Below are 25,632 nucleotides of genomic sequence, written 5' to 3'. Positions count from 1 at the left end.
ACCTAGTTCAAAATCTGTGCCAAGTCTAGGACAAATCCAGGCAGCACATCCTCTCCAGACAAGCTAGTGGAAGATTCTAGAACTTCAATATCCTGCCCTAATCTGTAAATTTCCACCCGTTGATTTTGAGGGTCAATCAGCCAGCCTAGACGTACACCGTTGTCCATGTACTCCTGCATTTTCTGTTGCACTGTCTTCAAGCTATCAGAGGCAGAGCGCAACTCGACAGCAAAATCCGGAGCCATAGGCAGGAATCTAGTAGGGTCTGGATTCAGAGCTTCTAACCATTCCAGACTCACCCAGGATGCATCAGGAGAACGGTTTGCACCATTGGGGAGCTTAAAACCCGTTGAAGAGTCAAAAGCTAAACCTGTGCCATCAGCATCTGTCCAATTGGCTAAGCGCTGCGTCAGTCTACTGTTTCGGTTCCCGCTTTCCCATCCCGTTGGTGGCATAATGATTAATTCTCCCTCTGCTGTGCGCTCCAGGCGCAAATCCCGATTGTTCTGACAGAGTTGGAAGAACTGTTCATCGGTTAGCTCAATAGTGGGGCTTAAGTTGAGGATAAGGGCGGTCATCGATTACCTAAGAATCTCGCTAACTGTAGCGTAGCGTATGACGGGGTTGGCTCAGTAAAAGCGATCGCTTCTCGTCCAGCTTATTGGGCTACAAGGCAGACAACTTTCGGTCGTCACTTCCCTATCCATGAAACTAGAGTTTTTCTGCATAGAACATAAACTCTTCGTTTGGTAGAGTGGTTAAATTATTCTGAGGCAGTCAGGTCAGCCTTGAAGAATTCAAGAAATTAATTGATGGTGATGAATCCTCAACAACTAGAACTAACAATAGGCTGGCTCTATCCTAATCTGATGAGTACCTATGGTGATCGCGGTAATGTCATCTGTTTGCAACAACGTGCTCAATGGCGAGGAATCAGCGTCAAAATCATCTCTCTTGACGAGCAAGCCCCTACTGCCGAAATCCACAACGTTGATATCTTAATGGGCGGTGGTGCCCAAGATAGGCAACAGGAAATCGTTATGCGCGACCTCCGGGGCATCAAAGCCGACACATTACGTGAAAAAATCGAAGCGGGGACACCAGGCGTATTTACCTGTGGCGCACCGCAATTGCTAGGTCACTACTACGAACCGGCAATAGGTCAGCGGATTGAAGGCTTAGGGTTATTTGATATGGTGAGCAAGCATCCTGGAGCCGATTCTCGTCGTTGCATTGGCAATGTTGTCTTTGAGCTAACAGCATCACCCTTAGCACAAGACTTAGAAGCGACGCTAGGAACGAAACCGATAGTGATTGGCTTTGAAAATCATGGGGGTCGAACTTTCTTAGGGAATGTAGAAGCACTGGGTCGCGTTGTGAAAGGGTATGGAAATAATGGAGAGGATGGTACAGAAGGGGCAGTTTATCGAAATGCGATCGCTACTTATTCTCATGGGCCTCTCTTACCAAAAAATCCCTTTGTCGCTGATTGGCTCATCCAGACTGCTCTAACTCAAAAGTATCAAACCCCCGTTCCACTGAAACCTTTGGATGATACTTTGGCAATACAAGCACGGAATGCAATGTTTAAACGCCTCGCCCTTACCCACCTGATTAAAGAACCCCTACACTGTTGAAATAAACTACTCATCACTAAAACTCCCATAGGCTGTAGTTGCTGCTTGTGCCAGCTCTTAGGGATGAGCAGAAATGTTGCGTTTATCTAATCTCACGCCCCGTTATCAATCATCGACCACAATCTTTGCAATTATTAAGATGGTTTGCCATAGAATAAATTCGCAAGCAGGGACATGACTGGAAAAGTAATCGATAGCAGTGCAAATAACCTACTCATTCTTATACTCCCGATCGCGTTTTTGATTGTCCTCCTGTTCAAGGCTTGGCCAGCACTGCTGGCACTACTCATCTTCAGCATTTGTTTTCAAGTTTGGCAGCAATATCAATGGAAGCAGTGGAGTAAGCAAGTTAACCCCTACTTCAACCAGCTAATTAAAGAAAACCAGGGCTGTCTGACAGTGATGGACTTACACCTAAAAGCTGGCATATCGGCACCAGCAGCAACGCGCTACCTTGATAAAAAAGCCGAAGAATTCGGTGCCCAGCGTCAAGTCTACGAAGATAAAGGCACTGTCTATTACTTCCTCACAGCAAGCGCTCTCGGTAGTATGTTCGAGGAGAGTGAACCAACTGTTGAGCCAGAGGATGAATCGTTAGGCAGTCAACGTCCAAAGCTGATGGAACTCTTGAGTCAAAAGGTGTCGAGTCCGCCTCAAAGCGAATCCTCTCCTAGTGAGCTTATCGAATCTCCAGAACCTTCAGCGGAAAAAGAGCCTCAGCCAGTAGAAACTCCAGAACCCCCAGCCGAAAAAGAGCATCAGCCACTAGAATCTCCAGCCGAAAAAGAACCTCAGCCCCTAGAAACTACTCCCCCTGCCGATGAAATTAAGGCAGACCCCAAACCAGTGGAACACCATAAGCTGGAACAAACGGAGCCAGCAAGCGAAAAAGAGGACTTGTGGGCAGATACACCTGACAACGAGCAACAAATTTCTCAATCTCTCATTCAAGCCGAACTTGCGAAACGGCTTGACGTTCATTCGAGTACCGTTGGTAAACGTAAATCTGACCCTGATTTTTCAGAATGGAGTCAAAGTCGAGACCCAGAGGGAATTGCGTGGAAATACTCACCAAAGACTAAAGAGTTTGTACCCCTAGAGAAGAAGCCATAGTCAGAGCAAGTTCTTTTTTGTGTTGAGTTCTATAACAACCTCCAGAAATAACTCAAGACATTTTTGAAGTAGAAAAAAGAAGTAGAAAATATATGGTATGGAAACACTTGCCTACGCACATTTACATACAGCCTACGAAGAAGCAGACCTCAATCCGACTGCTTACGAGCTGAAATTATTTAACAACTTCAATTGGCAACCACCTAGCTCAGCTTGGATTAGGTTTTTAGCCACTGTTATCGCTATCTCGGTTTTGAGCATGGCTGGTAGTTCCCTGGCTGCCTATGTCAGAACCAATGGCAGTCCCTTGAATATTCGCGCCACGCCTGGGGGTGCTGTCATCGGCAGTTTACGCAATGGCACCTATATCGGTCTTAGTGGTTCTACCTCTAGTGGCTGGTCACGGCTTTCAACAGGTGGCTGGGTATCTTCCAGTTGGATAAGTGGTAGTGGGGGCGGCGGCGGTGGCGGTGGCAGTGGTTCTGGCTCCGTTGCCCTTGTACGCACGAATGGCTCACCGCTTCATATTCGCTCCAGCCCTAGTGGTGCTGTTGTCGGCAGCGTCGCCAACGGTAGCCGGATTTCCCTTAGTGGTCGTACATCTGGTGGTTGGTCACAACTTTCTAACGGTAACTGGGTATCCTCCACTTGGATACGAGCCAGTTCTGGTAGTGGTGGTAGTGGTGGTAGTGGTGGTGGCGGTGGGGTACCCTCAGGCACCTTGCAAATTGGTAGCAATGGCTCCGCCGTGACTAACCTCCAGAATCGCTTGAGAACTCTGGGTTTTTACAGCGGGCCTGTAACTGGATACTATGGTCAGTCAACTGCGGCAGCAGTAAGAAACTTTCAAGCCTCGGCGAGACTGCAAGTAAACGGTATTGCTGGACCGCAAACCCTAAGCGTATTGTATGGCGGTAGTTCTGGCGGAAGCGGCGGTGGGGGTGGTACGCCCTCAAGCACCTTACGAGTGGGTAGCAATGGCTCAGCCGTTACTAACCTTCAGAATCGGTTGAGAACCCTTGGCTTCTACAACGGACCCGTTACTGGATACTATGGTCGGTTAACTGAATCCGCTGTAAGAGACTTTCAGATATCCAGGAGAATACAAGCTAACGGTATTGCTGGACCACAAACCCAAGGCGCTTTGTATGGTGGCTAGTGCAGGGGGGCGGAAATAACTATCCAGTTGAAAAAGGTTAAAAAGCTTACTGTATAAGCTTTCTTTCCTTCGGCTTCCTGCATCCTGCCTTCTTGCACTAGGTTTTAGAATTTAGGAGTTTGAAATGAACTTCCTTTACGGGTGCATTCTACTGAAAACGAATTGAACAAAATGGATCAACTGAAAAATCAAGAGCAGGGTCGGCATCACTTGTCCCACAATTAGATATAGGTTCTTTTTTTGCTTCAAGTTTTTGCAACACCTCTAAAACTTGTGATTTGGTCATTCCTGGACGGATTTCTGGAAGAGTAAGCATTTGAATAACAGCTTTGTCGAGATCTGAATAGTCTGTAACATCAGTCCAGCCTTGATAAAAAATACTTTCTTGGTATATGTAGGAATCTTTCATTAACCCTAAAGATTGTGTGAGTTCTTCTCGAATCAGGTGAGAGCGTTCTTTTTGGGTTAGTCCAATAGTGGAAATTAGAACTCTCGAATTATAAATGGCATCATTATCCCAGTCTGTCCAGAAAAAGCCATAGTTGACGGGAGAATAGTTTGGCTCGTATTGTGCAAATTGGGATTCGGGAACAAAGTAGATTTCTAGATTAGGATTCTTAGCATCAATTTGCAATTTTATACTATTAGTTAAGGTATTGATTTCGTCAAGGACTGTTTGTAAAGTTTTAAGGTCTTCAGCAGTAGGAGAACCATTGACCTTAATTTTAATATCCCTATCCCATTTCTTAATGGTTGGATTTGAGCTTCCAAACTCAGAACCAAGGGCAATTTCAAAAAAATAATTAATTTGAGCAGGTGTGTAGTTTCTGTTAACTAGTTGAATATTGTTTTTTGTATCAAGCTGCTTGTGATTCCCATAGTCAGGTAGCTGGTAAGCCGAGAGTGTCTGCGAACTTAAGAGACTTAACAGAGTTGACTGAACCACTAGTACACAAAAGCTTGGCTTACGCATAGTAAATTCGGATAATCAGGTAGATGCATTGACGTTATCAATAACAATCAATGTTCCTTAGCATACCTAATTAGCGGTTAGCGAACTCTCTATCTTAAAAGTGAGAATCTAATGGCAAGGATAACGGATTGAGCCTAGTACTTCCGTATTATATTAAGGGTGTGCGTGAGTCTAGGATACTAAAAGCTTTCTTCTTACGATAAATGAGAGAAGTGAGTGCAAGAAGAGGAAAGAAGGGCTATCGGATAGAATGCGATCGCATTTAGTTTCGCAAACTCATAATGAGCTTTTTGTCTAGAGAGATAAGTAAGTTTTGCTCAACCGTTAGCACCATACCGTCATTGAGACTTCTATTTAATGTATTAATTGCTACTTTAGAAGTTATTGTTTTAGCCTCCGCTGGTTGTCCAGCAATCCAGATGAGGCAGACAGTAATAGCCACGGCTTCGAGTAAGAGTTGCAGATTCCGAAGGTTCATGCTAGCTAAGGGGATGTGACGGTTGAAGACTTCTGAAGATGAATTGAGTATAAAATCCAGATGTTTGCGATCGCGTTTGCACCAATGTTTGACTTTATGTATAAGTATTGGCACGCACAATAGAAGAAAAGTATTAGGGTTGGGGTATGGCAAGGCGATCGCTCCAGGCATCTGTAGAAGGCATCAAAAGAGCAAAACAAGCATTCCTGCGAAAAGGCTGGACGCAGGAGTACTTAGCTGGTGAGGTGGGTTTAGAGACTCGTCAGCCGATTTGGAAGTTTTTTGCGGGTAAGCCCGTTGATAGAGGTGTCTTTAGCGAAATCTGCTTTCAGCTAGACTTGCAACCAGAAGAGATTGCGCTTCAACTCCAAATTGATGAACCCACAGCAGAAGAGAAAGTTCAAGACCTCGCTAATGAGATTGATGCACTCGTAACCAGGGTGCGCTCAGAGCGTCACGATAAAATTCAAGACCAATGCGGCACCCTGCACCTCTTGGATATTGCACGACCTGTAGGTTTAGATGACCTTTACGTTGAGGTCAACATCCTTGAAGAAATTACCAGTCAGCGTTGGCTAGAAATTTCTGACTTACAAGGCTTCAAACCTGAAGAATTTGACCGCCTGGGTTTGGGGAAAGTGCGTCAGGAACAAGTACCAGGACTTAAAGCCGTTGAGCGGTATGCCAAATTGATGGTACTGGGTAAACCGGGTGCTGGGAAAACTACCTTCTTGCAGTATCTTGCCATTCAGTGCAATCAGGGGCATTTCCAAAGCGGGAGCGTTCCCATTTTCATCCGGCTGAAGAACTTTGCAGAGGATGCCCTGGATGAAGGCAACTTCAGCTTATTAAACTACATCAATCAAGAATTCTCCCGCAGTGGTGTTTCCGAGCAAGATGTTGAAACGCTACTCAATCACGGCAAAACCTTGATACTGCTGGATGGTTTAGATGAAGTACCAGAAGCAGCCAGTGATGAAGTCATCAAACAAATTCGCAAAATAGCGGAAAAATATTACAAAAACCAACTGATTATCACTTGCCGGATTGCTGCTCAAGAGTACAGATTTCAAGGGTTTACTGAAGTCGAGATTGCTGACTTCAAACCCGCGCAAATTGAAAACTTTGCCAAAAAGTGGTTTGTCGCCGTTGCGAGGAATTCACCCGAATCTGGCTTGAAAAAGGCATCCCTGTTTCTTGAGCAGATGGCACTGCCAGAACATCAACCCATCAGAGAACTCGCCGCCACACCTGTCTTGCTCAACCTGACTTGCCTGGTTTTCCATGCTAAGGCGGATTTTCCCGTTAAGCGCTCTGACCTTTACAAACAAGGGCTTGACCTGCTATTAATTCGTTGGGATGAATCGAGAGGCGTTAGGCGAGATGACATTTATCGTAATTTATCCTTGCCCCACAAACTCCAGTTGCTCAGTCAGCTAGCGGCAATTACGTTTGAGCAAGGGGATTATTTCTTTGAAGAGAGCCGACTCCAGCAATTAATTACGGACTACTTACGCACCTCAGCCAACGCACAGACTAACTCAGTGACTCTAGAGCAAGATAGTCTTGCTGTTGTGAAATCTATCGAGATACAGCATGGACTGTTAGTTGAGCGAGCGCGACGGATTTACTCATTCTCCCACCTAACGTTTCAAGAGTACTTCACAGCAAGAGCGATCGTTACTGGTTTTCATTTATCCTTGCCACAGCTAGCGGAACACCTAACAGAGAAACGTTGGCGAGAAGTGTTTTTACTAACTGCTCAGATGTTGCCGAATGCAGATGAACTGTTGCAACTAATGAAGCAACAAGCCGATGCTCTAGTATCTGTGGATGAGACATTACAACCGTTCCTCAATTGGGTGTCAGAGAAATCTCTTGAGGTAAAGACACCCTACAAACCAGCCGCTATTCGTGCCTTTTATCTAGCGCTTGCCCTTCCTCCTAACCACCGACTGGCTAGTGACCAAACTTTAGCCTTAGCCATTGACCGCAATCTCGCCGGTAATTTTGGAGGTGACCTTGCCCTGGATTTGGCTCTAGTTCAGGCTTTGGGGGTTGCCCTCGCACTGACTCCAGAATTAGCCTATAACCGAATATCTGCCCTTCGCCTTGCCCTTGACCTTAACCACCTAACTGGGGTTGAGGTAATCAACGATTCACTCAAGCAACTTAAAAACCAGCTACCGAATTCAGATGCAGACCAAGAAACTATAAAGCAATGGTGGCAAGGAAATGGTCAAGATTGGGTATCGCAACTGAGAAGTATCATGATTGACCATCGCAATATTGGTCATGAATGGCACTTGAGCGAAGCCTCACAACACTTGGTCGAGCAGTATGCCAATGCTAGTCAGTTACTCGTAGAGTGTCTCAACAGTAATTGTCAGCTAACACCAACAGTACGGCAGATGATAGAGGAAACATTGTTGTTAAGTCATTACTCGTTCTGCGGGGTCAACTCCAGTAGTTCCTGCACGTAGGCACCAGTGCGATCGCAATAGTGAATCTTCGTCGCTTGGGGGTTTCGGGTCAGGAGGAAATTGCATTTGCTCAGCTAGAGGAGGAACTTTCCAACCATCAAAATCACTTGGTAGTTGCACGTTGAGGTAACGTAATCAGGACTGACGGGCGATTGCCTACGGCACCAGCAAAGCTGATCGCATAAAATCACATAGATGAGCGATCGCCCAATCTCCCCAGAGTGCCTTTTGTGTTCACCAACTGCATCAAAACTTATGCAACTGTCATATGCGATCGCACTTCATCCCGTTGTCTCACCCAATCGAGTGAACTGATAGGGTGAAGTCTACTCCCTACTGTGGAACTTACTTTAGTCTTAGTGATGTAAGCCTAGTTCAGTGAATACAAGATTTTAGCGCGAAAGGAATTGTCGAATTCTTTGATGTAGTATATCCTGTAATATGGATTCTCTTGATTTCCAATCCAGACATGAAGTAACGACGCTACAACGAAAGCTAAGAAAGAATCGTTTACAGGATGGCAGCAGCGACGCACCGAACACAAGATAACGTTCTGCCGCTAGCAATTCCTGTCTGAGCCTTTTCAACAATTCATAACTTGGAGGTGGTCAATATGCCACAACAGCCCTATTTGTTGGCTGACGGCTTGACATATGAACTTCCGCCCGATCGCACGCTATTCAAAAATGTGCAATTAAGCCTTGCTGTAGGCGATCGCGTGGCGCTTGTCGGTGCGAATGGAGTGGGTAAATCGACACTGCTGCAAATTCTGGCAGGACAAATCGAGCCTAGTTCCGGTTCTGTGCGGTGCAATGGTTCGATCTACTATTTGCCCCAAATCAGCACGATTCGACAGCAAATCAAAGCGGATACAGTGCAAAATTTCCTTTTTTCCATCTCCGATGAGTGGTGGAAGATTATCAACATTCTAGAGACACAGTTCACCACAACGCTGGATTTGTCTTTATCGATTACCCAATTAAGCGGTGGCGAACTGACGAAGCTGTTTTTAGCGATCGGTTTGTCTCAACAACCCAATGTCCTGCTGCTGGATGAACCAACAAATCATATGGATTATCTGGCACTGGAGGAACTGTCGCAATTCCTCAAGCCGTTCGATGGTGCGTTTGTGATTGTTTCTCACAAGCCTTTCTTTCTCGATCGAGTTGTTGATACAACTTGGGAACTAACGCCTAATGGGGTGAGTGTATACGGTGGGAATTTCTCGTTGTACCGAGAGCAGAAACAGGCAGAATTAGAGGCAAGATTGCGATCGCACGAAGTTGCTAAAAAAGAACTCAAACGTGCCCAAGCTACGGCAATGCAAGAGCAGCAACGCGCCGCCCAATCTCGGAGAAATGGTCGGCAAAAATTTTTAAGTGGCAGCATTGACAAAATGGCAGCCGGAGGATTAAGGCGAAAAGCCGAAGTGACGGCTGGAAAACTCAAGCAGAAACATGAGGCAGCTATTTCAGATGCCGATCAAAAAGTGGTCGAGACGAAAGTTAGAACGAATAAAGCAACAAGTATCCAGCTTGAACAAACCAGTCAAAAGCACAAAAATCTCATTGAAATTCAGGGGGCAAATCTTTGGGTTGCCAATCGCCTGTTGATCGAGAACATTCAGTTTCATCTGGCTTCTGGGGAGCGAGTTGCGATCGCTGGGGCAAATGGTTCCGGTAAATCTAGCTTGGCAAAAGCAATTTTCAACAGGGAAGGAACACACGCATTTCTGGAATCAGGTGAGGTATTACTTTCTCCAACGATGAATGTCGTGTATCTTGATCAAACCTATGAATTGGTGAATCGGGATTTCACAATTCTGGAGAATATCCAATCTGCCAATCCGGGGCTAGAGTATCAACTTATCCGACAGCAGCTTGGACATTTTCTCTTCTTCAATGATGATGTTTATAAATCGGCATCGGTGTTGAGTGGAGGAGAATTAGCGAGATTGGCACTGGCAATGCTGGGTATCTCGAAAATCGATTTGCTGATTCTGGATGAACCGACTAACAATCTGGATATTCCCACCGTGGAGCAAATGGTGGAAGCGGTGAATGAATATCACGGTGGACTTTGGGTGATTTCTCACGATTTAGATTTTCTGGGCCGTATTCAGATTACGGATTCGTATTTGTTGCGCGATCGCACACTGCAAAGAACAAATTATTTACCGGATGAGAGGGAAGAATATTACGAGGAGTTAGTCGATCGCCTATAGCGGGTGTGTTGATATAGCACTCTGATTGGAGTTGTAAAATAATCCTGGTACCTACTCCCGGATTCCTGAATTCGATACGTTAGGCTATGAGTATGTACTCCACTGTATTTCTAACGTCGTTGCAATGAATCTCCCTAACCTCGATTCTGAAACCATCGATCGCATTATAGAGATGGCGTGGGAAGACCGCACACCCTTTGAGGCAATTGAACAACAGTTTGGGCTTCAGGAAAAACAAGTCATTGCTCTAATGCGGCGAGAAATGAAAGCGTCTAGCTTTAGGATGTGGCGCGAACGTGTAAGTGGGCGTCAAACCAAACATCTCAAACAACGCGACTTCGTTTCTGGACGCTTTCACTCTCAAAATCAGAAAGGTTCTTGATGGATTCTAACAGAGGATTTGGGTATTGGAGTAATAGTGCGCCCTCGTAAAAATGTCCACCTAATTAAATAGCTCACAGCACTTAGCAGCAGTTTAGTAAAGGAAGTAGACAAGGTTTCTAGAAGTTAGATTCTCTCTCAAGAGGTTTGTAGTTAATAGTACAAAATTACTTAATATTAGACCCTTCCTATGGGCAGAGGATTAGACCAAGTAGCAAAGTTAAAGTCTACCTAGGGCTTTTACTGGGCTATTAACAATTTCACTAGAAGCAAACAGTAACTTTTGCTTCGATTGACAAAGTGGATGAGATTCACCGCAGTATTTACGAGATGCGTAAGGAGATAAAAAGCCTTGGCAGAATAAAGCTTAGAAAATCTCATTTCTGCGATAGTGCAAAGATGATGAGTGACCTTGAAATAAAAATATTTTCATTAGTATTAGGTCTTTTTGTACACCTTCTTAGATACGTCTGGAGTTAGATGTGATTTCTAGTAGGAGGAGTAAATTAGAAGATAAGTAAAGATAGCAATCACTGATATGAAAAGCGGAAAAAGACAGAGTTACGATCCAGGTTCTAACGATATTTCGAGCGCTATAGATCATGGTCAAGACGGACTGAATCCGAAGAAAAGTCTCCCTGTTCAGTTGACATTCGGTGTCTCAATAGGAGTTTTTGTACTTCTGCTTCTTGCCACGCTTCTTTATTATAATGGAGCTTTCACTTAGTGCTATTTAGTTAATGGATGAGGGTACTCACCTGAGGTTAGAGATAGCTATGCCTACTGTGGCGACGCCAAGCCAAGTCACATCTCAGTCATCCAGCTTGGTAGTCACGACAGATAACCTGCTGGAAATCTTCGCTGAGTTCCTAAATATAGATGTCAGTGCTGGCGATGCTGCCTCAGATACCCTCAATACCTACCGTCGCCAAGTTCAGCAATTTGTTGATTGGTGCGATCGCCAAAAACTCAATGCCGCTGAAGTCACCAAGGATGACATTAAGCACTACCGCCGTTGGATGGTAGAAAAACAGAAATTTAAACCAGCTACCGTAGCCTTGAAGCTATCTGTGGTCAAACGCTTTTATCAAGCCGCTGTGGAAAAAGGGCTGATTTCCATCAATCCTGCGCTTGGTGTAAAACCACCACGCGAGAAACGTGATCCAGCCGAAAAAATTACCTATCTAGAAAAAGCAGAAGTTGAAAAATTTTTAGAAGCCATCCCTCAAGATGGAACACTCAAAGCTGCACGGGATAGAGCCATGCTCGCGATTATGACATTAGAAGGGCCACGTACAGTAGAGCTACATCGTGCGAATATTTCTGATGTTGTAAGGCAGGGGGGAAATTTAGGAATCCGCGTAGAAGGCAAGCGAAATATTCGGGTTGTTCCTTTAATCCCAGATATTGCCAACATTTTGATGAGTTATTTGGACACAAGAGAAGAGAATGGCGAAGAACTAAAACCTTCTAGCCCTCTATTTATCGCCGTAGGAAATCGAGCAGGTGGAGAGCGAATTTCCCGTCGTGGGATTAGGCTGATTGTGGATAGCTATCTCAAGCAAACAGAACTGAAGCAAACACCAGGTAGAACGATTTCAGCGCACAGCTTGAGACACACGGCTGGCACTCTCGCCTTGCGTTCTGGTGCAGAGTTACGGCAAGTGCAAGACTTATTGGGACACGCCGATCCAAGAACGACTTGTATTTATGCTCATGTTGCTGATCGTTGGGAGAATAATCCAGCACTGAAGCTAGGGATTAAAGTTTAAGAAACTCTAATCAGGCAACGTTGTAGATGGGGCACGTCCTTCGGAAAGTACCCGCTCAATCTTAAAATCCTCAATATTACTTTCAAAGCGATTGAAGATTACTCGCATCTCGCTATACCCAACGGCGCTGGAGACACCTCGCTGGTTTGGACACTTCACCCGTAACAATGTTTGAAATCCTCCTGAGTTTTCATTGAGATAGAAAGTTTTGGGACAGCCTGGACTGATAAACCCTTCAATCGCTAGTTGGTTAAGTGCAGCGATACCCAATGGACTATCTAAAATGTATTGCAAAGCATTGGCTTGCTCATCCGATGTCATACGCCGCCATTGCTGAGGTTGAGTTTGGCTGAGTTGCAAAGCAGGTTCGCGAGGTTCTGATGTCATTGCAGCCGAACTACAGACACTCATTAAACTTATCCCCAAAGCAAGGCAACTAACCAGGCGAGTTACCTTTCGGCTGTTAATTGAGCAAAAGTTTAGAAAAACATAAAAATGCTTGGAACTATCCATCAAATTGAGACTCCCTCGTTTTGGGTAGAAGCGCGGCGAAAATTTTACTGCCAAAATTGAAGTTAATACTTCACCACAAAGATTTTGACGGTTATCAAGAGATATTGCTCCCGCATACCGTCAACCTTGACTAAAAGTTTTGAGTAGCCAGAGATTAATCTTCGTATCATCCTCTATCTGACTACGTTTGATCGCTTCTTCTACTGATGCGATCGCAAGTCCCGGCAAAACCTGTGATTCTCGAACTCTACCACTCCGCCCCTCTGCGATCGCAAATGCCACTATTTCGCCAATATTCAAATCATTTACCCAATATTCCTGCACTCCTGACTCTTCATACATCAAGCGCTTGCGTCCCAATTCATCACTCACACTAGCAGCACCAAGTTCCACTACTAAACTTGGCGGGTCAAAGTCTTGAAGGTCAATTGGTTCATTGCTTGGCGGTGGGACTCTCAACCCAGAACCAATATAGAACGCTAAATCGGGTTGAAATTCACCCACACCCGCATTCCGAAAACTCGTGTTGGCAAACTCAACAATGCGGATGTTCTTAATGGTGGCAAAAAGACTAACCGCCTTGGAAATAATCGAACTTTGACGACCATGACGGGGACCAAGGGGCGACATCTCTATTCTTAAGAGTCCTTGATGGTAATAAAACCTGCCATCGGCATAAGCAGGATTTTCAGCTAGTTCAATAAATTCTTCCCAGCTAACCTTGCCCCACCAGGTATCTGTCACCAAATTTTTTGTAAGGGTAGCAACTCCGTAAGCGCTCGATGAACTAATCACAACGACCCGCCTCTAAAATTTGAGTGTGTTCACACTTACAGAGGTTTTTCTCTTTATCCGTATAGTAAATATAAAGTTATTGCGATCACCTAAATTGGTAGTTGGATATTTGGCTTGTGCGATCGCATTCTCCACTTATTTGCCCAAAGTCCTAACCGTTAAAACCTGGGGTGGAGTGGAATCAGGCGGATAGATAAAATCTACCTGTACCTCTCGCTGCGCCCCAGGTGGTAAGTTCAGCGTCACCAGTGGTTCCCCCCGTTGTCCCCGTCTCTGTACCAAATGCACGTAGCGCGTCTGAGTTTGCCCATTCTCATCCTCGTAACGCACCTTCACCGTACCCCGAAAGAATACCTGTTCAACTCGTGGATTCAAGAACAGAAGGTTATCGTTACCCCACTCATCTTTCAACGGTGTTTGCACAGACACAGTAACGGTTTGCGCTTGACTCGTAGAGTTTTGCAATGGCAAGGTGAGATTGTATTCCACCCCATAGTTGCTGTGGGCAAAATAGGCAGTATCAGAATAGCGCTTCAGCATAGGCGCACTTTGAATTTGCCCTGTGTTGAGAGTAATTAAATGTAGTGTTCCTAGTGGGTAGGAGAATGCCTTTCCTGGTTGTGGAATACTGAGATGTTCGATATTTGGATTATCTGTAATCTGTGTTTGCCATTGCGAACCCTCAGAAACACCTGCCACGCGCCCAAACACCGTTGGTTCTCTGGGTGGATCGAGGGGAGTAGGAACGGGACCACGCGGTTCTGCTAAACTGCCTCTATCTAGTAAGTTTTGCCATTCTGTCAAGTTGGGTGCGCGATAGGTGCCATTACTAGCTTGGGGTGCTTTCATCATTAAATTGGCAACATAAACCGCACCATCACTCCTCAACCGCATCATTGTAGAACGACCATTCGAGGAGGGAGTACGTTCTATGGGAATCGGCTGATTCATTAATATTTGGCTTTGTCCCGGCTGAATCACCAACTTTTCAGGGAAAATCGCTTGCCGAACTCCCCGCAAGACATCACTCATAGTACGACTACCGGGGCCAGAGTAGACATTGCCATTGGAATTATCCACCATATCGGGCAATGTTTTGAACGGTGCATCCGGAGTTCCGAGATAACTGACACCTTGCAATACATCTACCGTGACGGGTTTGTCAGTCTTGTTGTGTAGAATCAAACCCTGGTAAGAAGGGCGATTTTGCGCGGCAGTTTCTGCCCGGACAATGTGGTGAGTGAAAATATCAAAGCGTCCGTTGAAGGCATAGTTTAGGTGGGCAGAGGGTATTTGTTTGCCTTCGGGTGGAAGCGTTGAAAGCAAAATGCCTTCTGTTTCTACGAGTTCTGGGCTATTACTGTTAAATGTGGGAATGGTATCGAGTTTTCCTGGCAAAGCCCGGATTTCCTGGGGACTGACTTCTACTCCAGCCATGTACTGCGGTGGTACGGCGTAGATGAATAAGGCGCGACAGATTAATGCCGCGATTTCCCCACGAGTAGCAGTTTGGTTGGGCTTTAGCTGTTTGACGTTGGGATAGTTGACGACTAGGGTATTGACGGCAGCAGATGCGATCGCATTTTTCGCATAGGCTGGAATCTGGGCTGCATCTTCAAAATACTGCCTCAACGTGCTATCAGGATTAGCAGGGATACTGAAATTTTTAGCACCTGCTAAGACACCAATCGCTTGCACTCTTGGAATCTGCTGGTTCGGTTGAAATAATCCACCAGGATAACCCGAAAAAAATCCTCGTTTGTACGCCTCTTGAACTGCCGAATATGCCCAAAAATTAGTCGGCACATCTTTAAAGGTTGTCCCACTCCGCTTAACTGGCGCATCGGGGAAAGCATTCAGCATCAAAACAGCAAACTCAGCACGAGTAATAGTAGCGTTGGGGCGAAAGCTACCATCTGGGTAACCACTTACCAGCTTCCGGGGTGCCATCTGGCTGATACACTCTTTTGCCCAATGATTGTCGATATCTGTAAAAGCGATCGCATTGGGTATTGATATTAGCAAGGAAGCCGCCAAGACTGAAGTGTTTGTTAGTAATTTCAAACCTAAACGCATGAATGGACTTCTACTTCAACTAAAGTCTTTGAAGTTTTTTATAGAGAATTTGTTGCCAAAACTCAGTCTTTTTTTGTTGCAACATTATTACTGTATCAGTAAGTTTGAAACTTAGTCAAGTATTTTTTATTACAAATAATAAAATTATTTCAGTGATATTACGGAGTTAATTAGGAACTAGTTCCCAATCCCCAATCCCCGTGAACTCGCCATCAACTCATAAATCGCCACTGGCTCATTCTTCCCCTTAACCTTTACTGATTCATCAACCAAACGCAGTTCAAACGCCTCTGGTCGTCGTAGCGCCGCAACAACAGACTCGGTTACTAAAACATCACAGTTGTATTTTCGGGTAAGACCCTCAACCCGCGCTGCCACATTCACGGCATCCCCAATCACCGTAGACTCAATCCGTGAAGTGAAGCCAATCGTACCCATGACTACCTCACCTCGATGAATACCAATACCAATATTGACTGTGGGTTGAAATTCGCGACTTCGTTTCTCATTAAACACCTTGAGACTCTGCTGCATTGCTAACGCTGCGTGTAGCGCACAGCCAGTTGTCTCATCCTCAAAGAGTGCCATAATCGCGTCACCAATGTATTTGTCAATGAAACCACCAGTATCATTAATCACTTGCCCCATACAGGCGAGGTAGTCATTTAACAAGGCAAAGGTTTCCAATGGTGTCATTTGTTCTGACATGGATGTATAGCCGCGAATATCGGCAAACAAAATTGTGATCAGGCGTGTTGAAGCGACACCAACCTGGATGTTCTCAATGCCATCAGACGCAATAACCGTCAGAAATTTCCCCGGTACAAAGCGTTCAAACGATTCAAGTGTTCTCTGAAGCCGACTAAAGGACGCTTGTAGAACTGTAGCCATTTCATTAAAAGTCGCCGCCAAAGCGCCAATTTCATCAGTACGCTGGATGTCTGCACGATGCTCCAAATCCCCAGCCGCAATCTTCGTCGCACTTATCTGTAAACGTCGCACTGGGTTAGTCAACTCTCTGGCGAGAATGTAAGCTCCCACAAGTCCAACACCAAGTCCGAGGACACCAACCAACAAAGCCTTATTCACTGCCTTGACTATGGCGCGGTTAACTTGTCGTAGTGAAATTCCAAGACGGAAAGTCCCAATTTTCTCACCAGAGGCATTACGAATGTCGGAGGCAACCTCAAGCACTCGTTCACCACGACGCGCCCGCCGTTCACCCTGAAACTCAATGTCTCGCAGAATGAAGGTTTCCACGACAGGGGGAGTATCTGTGTACACCTGAAGCGCGGCATTGGTAATATCGGCTGGCACAACATCAGGAATGTACTGATCCTGAAAATCATTGGGCATGGCAGCGACAATTTGGTCAGAGGCGCGTGCATCTGAAACCAAGATGTAGACAAACTCAGGGTTTCGCCTCAACATCAGATTGAGACCGAGGCGAATTTGACCCCAATTTTGATCGACCAGTTCATTGGTCAAGGCATTGGATAGAGCAACAGCAAGAGTCTGAGCTTGCTGCCGCTTTTGTTCGCGATATACATCACCTTCATTTTTTGCCCAGCTCCAAACCACAGCACCAACAATCGCCACAATCAAAAGGGTGGTGGCAGTCATAATCCGAGTGTGGATTGAGTGGAATATCGAGAGCTTCATGGAGTTTTGAGAGTTGGGTGTTGCCGAAGCGGTACTGTATTTACTATCACGTCTTCGTTTTTAGGCAGCTATGCATTGGTCTATAAAAATCGCCGCATAACCTTGTAGAGGTGTTTCGGCGGAACGTCTCTACGACTTATTGTGTGACCTCAAGTTCCTCGACGAACGTGGCCCATCGCCGCGCATCAGCCTGATCTTGACAAGCTGATGAAAGTGCTAGAGTTACGGGACCACCCATTTTTGCTGGAATCGGTAGTCGCTCATCACCCCAGTGAGTTGCGAGGAGAATATCACATCGTTTGACATCCGAGGCTTTTAGGCGGATTGGACTTGCTGGGTCGCGGTAAAGGGGGGATTTCCCGCGAACAATGACGGCACCGTTTTGAGGAAGTGTGAGTCCAGCAGATGCGATCGCATCTTGCACCCGTACACCATGAAGCTTGACTTTATCAGCTGGCCAACCAATCCGGTAGCCAACGGCTTCTTCAATGGTTGTTTGAGGTAGTTTTTCAAGAGCAGCCGCATTGAATAGGCGACTACCCACTTTTAACTGTATCGGTTCGGTACCGACTACCATATCCGTGAGGTAAAATGCCCAGAAGCGATCGGGATACTTTTGCTGAAGTTGGGGAAACTGAGTCTGAGGAAATACTAAGTAAAGGGGGCCACCTTCACTGCGGGAAATCTTTGTCCCATTCCGCTCTAGAGCAATGATAATCGGGTATTGCCGCAGGTCAGCAAGGCTGACTGTGGCTCGAAAGCCATCACGCGCAACAAACGTCACTTCACGAACCGTCGGTGCAACACCCACTTCATTGAGCAGGGTTGAAACAGAAACTCCCCGGAAGTTGAAAATTGCATTGGGAGTGTTTGTATTATGTGGCTCCTTCGTCTGGATTGTTGTCGTTGCTAAAGCTTCCAGTTTTGACAAGCTCAATACAACGGGCTGATTTGTTGAGGTTTGCCCTTGAATAACGAACTGCCAATCATTCTTGCTTTTGTCTGACTGTAAGTTCGCGATTATTGCTGCATTTTGTGCGATCGCTTCTTGACTCCATGCATCCAATTCGGCACTCGTGGGTCGGCTAGTACAGCCAGTTAAGGGAGCAACTATATTCAACATTCCCAAAGCCAAGGGTATGTACATAAACGAATGCATCGTTTTTGGCATTTCTCTTTTTCTTTTTTTCTTTGCCAAAAGCTGTAGCATCGTCAGAGATTTTTTCTTAATCAAAGTAAATCCATTAATGACTGGAAATTGCAGTTCTCTCACTATTTTTAGGCAGGGTTTATATTAAAAGTATTTCGATGCGGAAAAATAGCAATCCATGGCTGGCGTTCTCAAAATCAACATTACACAGACCGCCCAACAGCTTAAAACTCTACTAGCTAAACAGACAACTGCAAGAGGTAAGGAACGTGTTCTGGCGTTGTACTTACTCAAAATAGGTAAAGCCACAACCCTAAAAGACCTAGCCCTTGTTTTGGGCAGAGATACCGCAACGCTTTACCGTTGGTTACAAAAGTATAAGACACACGGACTAGACGGAATACTTGCAGTTAGGAAAGGTCAAGGCAGAAAACCAGCTATTCCAATAGAAGCTATGGAGCGATTGCGACAGCAGTTGCAAAACCCAGAGGAATTTAAAACTTATGGAGCCGTTAGAAGTTGGTTAAAGGAGGAGTGTGGAATTGATGCCTCCTACAAAGTCGTTCACGAAGCCGTGCGCTACAAATTAAACGTGCAATTGCAATCAGCCAAACCTCGGAACGCACAGAAAAACCGCCCAACCAAAAAAGCCCTGGTAGAAACTACCTCACAAAGTCGTTGTTAGTTGTTGGTTGTTGGTTGTTAGAAAGACTAGTGCAGCACGGCGGAAATAACTATCCAGTTAAAAAAGGTTGAAAAGCTTACTGTGCAAGCTTTCTTCCCTTCTACCCTGGAGCCTCCTATCTTCTGCCTTCTTGCACTACTCGGAGACGCGGCTACACAAACAGGCACCCGCCTACGGGGGTTCAAACCATCGCAAAATGTTGAGTCCGCGCAGGCGGACTTGGAATGCAATAGCCCCAGAATTGAACCAAAAATCCCCACCCTACTTCGTTGAGGGTGGGGAGTGTTAATTCAGATACCTCCAGAATTGGTATTAGCCCAACGCTACCGTTAGCTCATGCCTATTTAGACTACTGAAGAGGGCGCAATGTTGTGCAGGACAGTTCCGGTTTGTATCACCCAAGATTGATAGGTAGTGTCTTCATTTAAGATATGGGCTTCTGTGGTATTCGTTCCGGTTGGAGGATTCCCCTTGAGACCGATCACACCCATGGAATTATTAGTGTTGTAGTCGTCCATGACGAAGTCCCAGCCGCTCGGAGTCTGATGCAGTGTCGTTTCGGTGTGCAAGCTGAATGTTTGATAGTTGGTTTTTCCATCTAAGACATGGACTTCTGTCATGCCCTTCGGCGTGTCACTCTTTTTAATAGCCGCGATATCCATAAGACCATCGCCGTCGTAATCTCCCACCTGGAAGTCAAAGTTGTCCCCAGTCTGATGCAATGCCGTTCCGGCGTGCAAGCTGAATGCTTGATAGTTGCTGGCACCATCTAAGATGTGGATTTCAGTACTGTTTGTACCTGTGCCACTCTTTTTAAAACCGACGAGATCGGTAAAACCGTCGCCGTTGTAATCAGCCGCCTGGAAGTCCCAGGTATCATCAGTTGCGTGCAGTGCTGTTCCGGTTTGCAACACCCAAGATTGATAGTTGTCGGCTGCATTCATGATGTGGACTTCTGTCTTGCCATTCGGTGTGCCACTCTTCTTGATACTCAAGATATCGGCATGACCGTCGCGGTTGGCATCGCCCTTGGCGAAGTCCCAGGTATTATCAGTTTGGTGCAGTACCGTTGCAGTTTGCAAAGCCCAAGATTGATAGTTGTTGGTTCTATCCATAATGTGGACTTCTGTCATGCCCGAACCCGTGTCACTTTTCTTGATAGCCACGACATCGGTAGTATTATCAAGGTTAAAATCTCTCGTGACAAAATCCCAAGTACTCGTTTGGGTTGACCCTGGATCGATTGGGTCTGGATCGATTGGGTCTGGGTTAGTCTGGTCGAAAGTAACGGTTGCTGTTCCACTGATATTCAGAGGAGAAGGATCTCCTGCCATCCCACCATACTCAACCACGTAACCTGCGATTGGTGTGATACCGTCGAGACCCTCAACAGTGTCAGGGTAATCATTCCACTGACCCGTATTCTGTGCTGTCTGGAAAAGGAAGTGACCATAGTCTTCTCCCTCAGGCTTAGTACCCCCATAGTTTGAATTATTCGGCTCTAAACTCTCATTGCTGTTGTACGTTGATGCCCAGTTGCTGTAGGGAAACTCTACTTCCCCTTGCCCCTGCCCCAACCCCTGCCAAAATACAGTACCTGCTTCGGGTCCAGTGACCCACTTCCATACGGTCTCCTCTTCTGCATCACTTGCTCCAATCCATCCTTCACCTTGGAGCTTATTACTAGCAATAAACTCATTCTCTTCTTGTGAGGTGATAGTAGCTAGGTATCCTTCGAGACCAAACTCGTTTAGCTGTGAAGCCTTCTCCTTAGCCTCCGTCCAGCTAACGTTTGGATCTTCGATAAAGTCATAGTAGTTACCGTTGACTTCGTTGTAGAGGGCAGTCCCCAGAGTAAACTGTATGTCGCGAGCAGCGGTGGTAGGTGTAGCGCTGTCATTTTGATAGGTAACCTGGCGCAGAAGTGACTCGTAAATGGATATATCAGCTTGACCCGTTAGGGTCATCACACCTGAAGTGACATCATACTCCCAGCTAATGTTACCAATCGAGCCGCTTGGCTCACCCTCAATGCCCAAAATCTCTTCTCCAGTGACATCGCCATTGAGTACTACCGTGGCACCGTTTAGGAAAGCTCCGTCATCCGGGTCACTTATGGTGAGGGTGGGAGCGACCAGTACTGGAGAACCGTTATATTGAGTTTCGTCACTTACGCTTAAGACGGAGGGAGTGTTTAAAATTCCTTCGTAAGCCGCCATGACTGAGGGTGAAAAGGCTAACAGAGGCTGTTGTTGACCGAGTACTACCTCTAACTCCCAATTTCCGCCTAAAGCCGCATTACCAGTAGGAGTTGTGGAAGCGGCAATATTGGCTCCTGTCAGTTGGTGCAACTTCGCGAGAAATTCTTCCCCAGCATCACCAGCCGCGACGTTACAACCATAGAGTAGGAGAGAAGGAGCATTCCACTGTTGCAGTTGAGTGGCGTAGCGGTTGAAAGTATCTAAGCTCAGCTGCGTATTTCCCAAATACAAGCAACCGGGCGCACCGTGGGAAACGATGTGGACAGAACCAACATCCTGACGCTGTTGTAAAACTTGGCTAATTTGCTCGATTCCATCAGCCGCCGCCTCTAAAACAAATACTTCGGCGGAGGAAATTACACCGTTAACTAATTGCTGGTAATTTTCAACTCCAGCATCAATAAAAACAACTGTAGCGATTTGATTAGAGATTTTTTTGGTTGAATATTTGGTAGATTGCATATGCATCCTTCAAGATTGGTAGTAAAGTTAAACGGCGTAGATGTAGATGCACGAACAAATAGTTAATTACTCTAATAAAGTCACAAAACAAAGCCTTACTTAATTGAAAGTAGGCAGTTTAGGTAAAAACAATAGTGACTAAATAGTATTAGATTTTCCTACAAAATTGAGATACATTTGGACTTTGTTAGCTGAGTTTTTCAGCTTTAAGGCTGTACCTCATTTGATTAATAAACTTGGTAGTTGCAGTTGCTCTTTTTGCAAGAGGCTGTTCCTTTCCATATCCCTATCATGCCTAACCTCCCCCACCCTCGTCAGTCGGAAAGGTCGGATCATAAAGTCGGAAAAGTCGGATCGTCGCCGAATTTAAATATTCAATGATTAGCTGCAAAAATGCGCTCTAAAACACATCCGCAACATTGCTGAAAATAAAGAAAGTTGTCTACGCTAATCGGCGTATATTTTTTATTTCTTAAGATAAAAAAAGTAATTCACCCTTATCTTTACCCATAAAACAAGGCTTGACACGGAGTTACACAGTTGCTGGTTCTTGTGCGAACTCTTACTTTATGAAAGATGATGCATCCGTAATCTCTAGGAAATGTTGGGTTGAACCCATTGCTCAACCCAACCGACAAGAGTGGCGATCGCACTACATCCAAAAGTGTTATTGATAGTAGTGCAAGCTCTAAGCCAACGCTAGGTTAGCTCATGCCCATTTAGACTACTGCAGAGACCGCAGTTTCGTGCAGGACGGTTCCGGTTTGTATCAGCCAAGATTGATAGTTAGTGCTTGCCTCTAAGATATGGACTTCTGTGGTGCCCGTGCCGGTGTTACCTTGATTGAGGCTGATGAGATTGTTGTTGCCCATAGCAAAGCTCCAGTTGTTTTCAGTCATCCCCAGTACCGTTGAGGTTTGCAAGCTGAATGCTTGGTAGTTGCTGGCTCCATCTAAGATATGGATTTCGGTACTATTTGAATCCGTTGCACTCTGTTTAACACCAAGGATATCCATAAGGCCATCGCCGTTGTAATCGCCCACCTGGAAGTCCCAGTTGTCCCCAGTCTCATGCAGTGCGGTTCCAGTTTGCAACAGACAAGATTGATAGTTAGTGGCTCCATCTAAGACGTGGAATTCGGTGCTATTTGTACCCGTCTCACTCTTTTTAATAGCGAAGATATCGGTATAACCGTCACTGTTGTAATCACCCACCTGGAACTCAAAGTTGTCCCCAGTCTCATGCAGTATTGTTGAGGTTTGGAACACCCAAGATTGATAGCCGGTGGCGGCATCCATGATGTGGATTTCTGTAGTACCCGACTCCGTGCCACTCTTCTTGATACTCACGATATCGCTAGCGCCATCGCCGTTGCAATCGCCGTGACCGAAGTCCCAGGTATCATCAGTCTCATGCAGTATCGTTGAGGTTTGCAAAGCCCAAGATTGATAGCTCGTGGCTCCATCCATGATGTGGACTTCTGTCTTGCCCGATGCCGTGCCACTCCTGTTGAGCGCCATGATATCAGTAGCGCCATCAAGGTTATAATCTATCGAGACAAAATCCCAAGTATTAGTTTGGGTAGGCTCTGGGTTGGGATTGTCGTTACTGTCGGCGATCGCTAAATTAAAGGTATCGCTGATACTAGCACCAAAGGAGTCTGTGGCAGTCAGTGTCACACCGAGGATGCCCACGTCACTAGTGCTGGGAGTCCCACTGAATGTACCGGTAGCGGCGTCGAAGCTCAACCAACTCGGCAGAGCCTCACCCGTTTCGAGTGTGGCTGTATAGGTGAGGGTATCCTCTGCATCTACATCGTTGAAGGTGTCGCCAGGAACCGTAAAGTTAAAGACGCTGTCTTGTGTCGCACTTTGGTCGGCAATCTCATTGGCAACAATTGGAGCATTGTTTGGGGGTTGGTTAGCGTCGGCGATCGCTAAATTAAAGGTATCGCTGATACTAGCACCAAAGGAGTCTGTGGCAGTCAGCGTCACACCGAAGATGCCCACGTCACTAGTGCTGGGAGTCCCACTGAAGGTACCTGTAGCGGCGTCGAAGCTCAACCAACTCGGCAGAGCCTCACCCGTTTCGAGTGTGGCTGTATAGGTGAGGGTGTCCCCTGCATCTACGTCGTTGAAGGTGTTGGCAGGAACGGTAAAGTTAAAGGTGCTGTCTTGTGTCGCACTTTGGTCGGCAATCTCATTGGCAATAGTTGGGGCATTGTTAGCCGGAGCCGACATCAAATTCAAGGTGTTTGCAAGCTGTTCGCTGGTCAACCCATCCAGGAGAGTGCTGGCTTGCAAAGCCGCCATGTCATCAAAGATCGAAACATTAGCCTGAGCAGTTGCTGAAGTATCGCTTAAGGCATTGAAAAATAGTAATGAGCGGGTAGAATTGGCAGGTATGGTAACAGTAAATTCAGCCAGAATTCCCTCAGTAGTATTAAATTCATCACTGAAAGCTGTTTGAGATACGGAATTAGGTGCTAAACCATTTGGAAGGAATAGCACATGGGTATTAGTAAGGTCACCATCAGTCGGAGAGTCATCCGTAATTACCCAGCGATCGCCAGTTGTAAAGCTTGTGTCACCACTGCTGGTTGCTTGCACGGTGGTTTCATCGTCAGAGCCTACATTATTTGATAAGCGATACGTTATTGTGATCGCACTATCCGTAGGATTCTCTAAGCTCACAAATTGACGTAAGATAGGTTGAGTTTGGTCAGCATAATACTGTGCTGTGACATTCAACCCCGACATGACTACTGTTGATGAAGAAAAGGTTTGTCCTGTCGCTGTTCCATCCGTAGGCGGAGCGAAGGCTTCACCATCGATTTCTATCCGCAAAGCATCATCGAAGGCATCATCTTGCCCACCGAGTGTAGCCTCCCCTATGCCACTACCATTGTCGTAGTAAGTCCAAGTTGCCCCTGCTCCTGTCAGAGTTCCCAGAATTGCAGGATAATTTTCTAGGGTTACTGGCTCAAAGGCTAATGTAGCAAAGGCTTTAGCTGTCGTTACTTCTAATTCCCAGTTTCCACCTTTAGCAGCACTACCCGTCAGTGTCTTAGATGCCGCGATTTCTGCACCAGTCAGAGTGTGCAACTTAGCGATAAATTCCGCTCCGGCATCACCAGCCGCAACGTTACAGCCATAGAGGAGAAGATTAGCAACATCCCACTGTTGCAGTTGAGTCGCATAGCGGTTGAAAGTATCTAAACTCAGTTGGGTATTACCCAGATACAAGCAACCAGGCGCACCGTGGGAAATGATGTGGACAGCACCAACATCCTGACGCTGTTGTAAAACTTGGCTAATTTGCTCAATTCCATCAGCCGCCGCCTCTAAAACAAATACTTCGGCGGGGGAAATGACACCATTAACTAATTGCTGGTAATTTTCAACGCCAGCATCAACAAAAACAACTGTAGCGACTTGATTAGAGGTTTTTGAGGTTGAATGTTTGGTGGATTTCATGTATATTTTTCAGAGGTAGTATTAACGTTGAACAAGTTAGATGTCGATGCGAAATTAAATGAATAGCACAGCAGCTTTTCATTTAAGACTCGTAAAAAGTCACAAAAAAATCTTGACCTAGTTGATAGGCGGTGGAGACATAGAGAATCGTGACTTGAGGAGTCTTACGCCAAGAAAGCTTTCAAGTATTGGTAGAGAAAATAAAACCCTGAGGAGTATTTAGCCTTTAGGCTTGATGTTGTTCACAGTCTGACGATATAAAGCTTCAGATGAATCGCTCAAGGGGAACTTTAGTCCGGCTTAACTTGAAGCCAAAAACTACTGTTCACTCC

At 45.8% G+C, this 25,632-nt stretch carries 20 protein-coding genes; 9 read left to right on the top strand and 11 right to left on the bottom strand.

What is annotated here, in order from left to right:
• Nucleotides 1-2: 2 nt before the first annotated feature.
• Complete coding sequence (locus H6F98_RS09345) at nucleotides 3-578, bottom strand: Uma2 family endonuclease (RefSeq protein ID WP_192218402.1); 576 nt, start codon at nucleotides 576-578, stop codon at nucleotides 3-5.
• A 240-nt stretch (nucleotides 579-818) separates the two neighbouring features.
• Here H6F98_RS09345 and H6F98_RS09340 point away from each other — a divergent pair, with 240 nt between their 5' ends.
• The 3 genes from H6F98_RS09340 to H6F98_RS32735 all read left to right on the top strand — a co-directional run bounded on the left by H6F98_RS09340 (nucleotide 819) and on the right by H6F98_RS32735 (nucleotide 3,909).
• Nucleotides 819-1,637, top strand: a complete 819-nt coding sequence (locus H6F98_RS09340; protein ID WP_192218401.1) for a type 1 glutamine amidotransferase — start codon at nucleotides 819-821, stop codon at nucleotides 1,635-1,637.
• A 174-nt stretch (nucleotides 1,638-1,811) separates the two neighbouring features.
• The gene (locus H6F98_RS09335) at nucleotides 1,812-2,750 is read left to right on the top strand and encodes a hypothetical protein (RefSeq protein ID WP_192218400.1); all 939 of its coding nucleotides are present in this window, start codon (nucleotides 1,812-1,814) and stop codon (nucleotides 2,748-2,750) included.
• 97 nt (nucleotides 2,751-2,847) lie between these two features.
• Nucleotides 2,848-3,909, top strand: coding sequence for a peptidoglycan-binding protein (locus tag H6F98_RS32735; RefSeq protein WP_199348385.1), 1,062 nt, complete (start codon nucleotides 2,848-2,850; stop codon nucleotides 3,907-3,909).
• Between the two features lie 148 nt (nucleotides 3,910-4,057).
• Here the strand turns inward: H6F98_RS32735 and H6F98_RS09325 are convergent, their stop codons facing one another.
• Nucleotides 4,058-4,882 (bottom strand): DUF2927 domain-containing protein, encoded by an 825-nt coding sequence (locus H6F98_RS09325; protein ID WP_192218399.1) that lies wholly within the window; start codon nucleotides 4,880-4,882, stop codon nucleotides 4,058-4,060.
• 262 nt (nucleotides 4,883-5,144) lie between these two features.
• Entirely contained in the window at nucleotides 5,145-5,474 is a 330-nt protein-coding gene (locus tag H6F98_RS09320) for a hypothetical protein (protein ID WP_192218398.1), read from the bottom strand.
• A gap of 32 nt (nucleotides 5,475-5,506) precedes the next feature.
• Between H6F98_RS09320 and H6F98_RS09315 the strand changes: the two genes are divergently transcribed.
• On the top strand, nucleotides 5,507-7,843 hold the full coding sequence (locus H6F98_RS09315; protein WP_192218397.1) for an NACHT domain-containing NTPase: 2,337 nt from the start codon (nucleotides 5,507-5,509) through the stop codon (nucleotides 7,841-7,843).
• Here H6F98_RS09315 and H6F98_RS33095 read toward each other — a convergent pair.
• Nucleotides 7,793-7,963, bottom strand: coding sequence for a hypothetical protein (locus H6F98_RS33095; RefSeq protein WP_206759648.1), 171 nt, complete (start codon nucleotides 7,961-7,963; stop codon nucleotides 7,793-7,795). The genes H6F98_RS09315 and H6F98_RS33095 overlap by 51 nt on opposite strands.
• A gap of 493 nt (nucleotides 7,964-8,456) precedes the next feature.
• On the opposite strand from H6F98_RS33095, the gene abc-f reads away from it, so the two are divergent.
• The 3 genes from abc-f to H6F98_RS09300 all read left to right on the top strand — a co-directional run bounded on the left by abc-f (nucleotide 8,457) and on the right by H6F98_RS09300 (nucleotide 12,220).
• Nucleotides 8,457-10,067: a ribosomal protection-like ABC-F family protein gene (abc-f, locus tag H6F98_RS09310; protein ID WP_192218396.1), complete on the top strand. Its 1,611-nt coding sequence runs from the start codon at nucleotides 8,457-8,459 to the stop codon at nucleotides 10,065-10,067.
• A 124-nt stretch (nucleotides 10,068-10,191) separates the two neighbouring features.
• Nucleotides 10,192-10,449, top strand: coding sequence for a TIGR03643 family protein (locus H6F98_RS09305; RefSeq protein WP_192218395.1), 258 nt, complete (start codon nucleotides 10,192-10,194; stop codon nucleotides 10,447-10,449).
• Between the two features lie 775 nt (nucleotides 10,450-11,224).
• Nucleotides 11,225-12,220: a tyrosine-type recombinase/integrase gene (locus H6F98_RS09300; RefSeq protein WP_192218394.1), complete on the top strand. Its 996-nt coding sequence runs from the start codon at nucleotides 11,225-11,227 to the stop codon at nucleotides 12,218-12,220.
• Between the two features lie 6 nt (nucleotides 12,221-12,226).
• Here H6F98_RS09300 and H6F98_RS09295 read toward each other — a convergent pair whose 3' ends face one another.
• The 5 genes from H6F98_RS09295 to H6F98_RS09275 form a co-directional block, all read right to left on the bottom strand.
• The gene (locus H6F98_RS09295) at nucleotides 12,227-12,607 is read right to left on the bottom strand and encodes a hypothetical protein (protein ID WP_199348384.1); all 381 of its coding nucleotides are present in this window, start codon (nucleotides 12,605-12,607) and stop codon (nucleotides 12,227-12,229) included.
• A 246-nt stretch (nucleotides 12,608-12,853) separates the two neighbouring features.
• On the bottom strand, nucleotides 12,854-13,528 hold the full coding sequence (locus H6F98_RS09290) for a Uma2 family endonuclease (protein WP_313929825.1): 675 nt from the start codon (nucleotides 13,526-13,528) through the stop codon (nucleotides 12,854-12,856).
• Nucleotides 13,529-13,663: 135 nt separating this feature from the next.
• Entirely contained in the window at nucleotides 13,664-15,604 is a 1,941-nt protein-coding gene (locus H6F98_RS09285; protein WP_192218393.1) for a DUF3370 family protein, read from the bottom strand.
• Nucleotides 15,605-15,781: 177 nt separating this feature from the next.
• Nucleotides 15,782-17,266, bottom strand: a complete 1,485-nt coding sequence (locus H6F98_RS09280; protein WP_192218392.1) for an adenylate/guanylate cyclase domain-containing protein — start codon at nucleotides 17,264-17,266, stop codon at nucleotides 15,782-15,784.
• 136 nt (nucleotides 17,267-17,402) lie between these two features.
• Nucleotides 17,403-18,425, bottom strand: coding sequence for a molybdopterin-dependent oxidoreductase (locus tag H6F98_RS09275; protein ID WP_242058453.1), 1,023 nt, complete (start codon nucleotides 18,423-18,425; stop codon nucleotides 17,403-17,405).
• A gap of 169 nt (nucleotides 18,426-18,594) precedes the next feature.
• Here H6F98_RS09275 and H6F98_RS09270 point away from each other — a divergent pair, with 169 nt between their 5' ends.
• Complete coding sequence (locus tag H6F98_RS09270) at nucleotides 18,595-19,101, top strand: helix-turn-helix domain-containing protein (protein WP_192218390.1); 507 nt, start codon at nucleotides 18,595-18,597, stop codon at nucleotides 19,099-19,101.
• Between the two features lie 344 nt (nucleotides 19,102-19,445).
• Here the strand turns inward: H6F98_RS09270 and H6F98_RS09265 are convergent, their stop codons facing one another.
• Nucleotides 19,446-21,824, bottom strand: a complete 2,379-nt coding sequence (locus tag H6F98_RS09265) for a DUF4347 domain-containing protein (protein ID WP_242058452.1) — start codon at nucleotides 21,822-21,824, stop codon at nucleotides 19,446-19,448.
• Between the two features lie 521 nt (nucleotides 21,825-22,345).
• On the opposite strand from H6F98_RS09265, the gene H6F98_RS33090 reads away from it, so the two are divergent.
• On the top strand, nucleotides 22,346-22,498 hold the full coding sequence (locus tag H6F98_RS33090) for a hypothetical protein (RefSeq protein ID WP_206759647.1): 153 nt from the start codon (nucleotides 22,346-22,348) through the stop codon (nucleotides 22,496-22,498).
• A gap of 45 nt (nucleotides 22,499-22,543) precedes the next feature.
• Here the strand turns inward: H6F98_RS33090 and H6F98_RS09260 are convergent, their stop codons facing one another.
• On the bottom strand, nucleotides 22,544-25,300 hold the full coding sequence (locus tag H6F98_RS09260; protein WP_192218388.1) for a DUF4347 domain-containing protein: 2,757 nt from the start codon (nucleotides 25,298-25,300) through the stop codon (nucleotides 22,544-22,546).
• Nucleotides 25,301-25,632 lie beyond the last annotated feature (332 nt).

Origin of the sequence: Microcoleus sp. FACHB-SPT15 (assembly GCF_014849525.1) — a bacterium.
GTDB lineage: Bacteria > Cyanobacteriota > Cyanobacteriia > Cyanobacteriales > Coleofasciculaceae > Symplocastrum > Symplocastrum torsivum.
The sequence above is the reverse complement of the archived record's forward strand: the minus strand, read 5'-3'. Positions and strand labels throughout refer to the sequence as shown.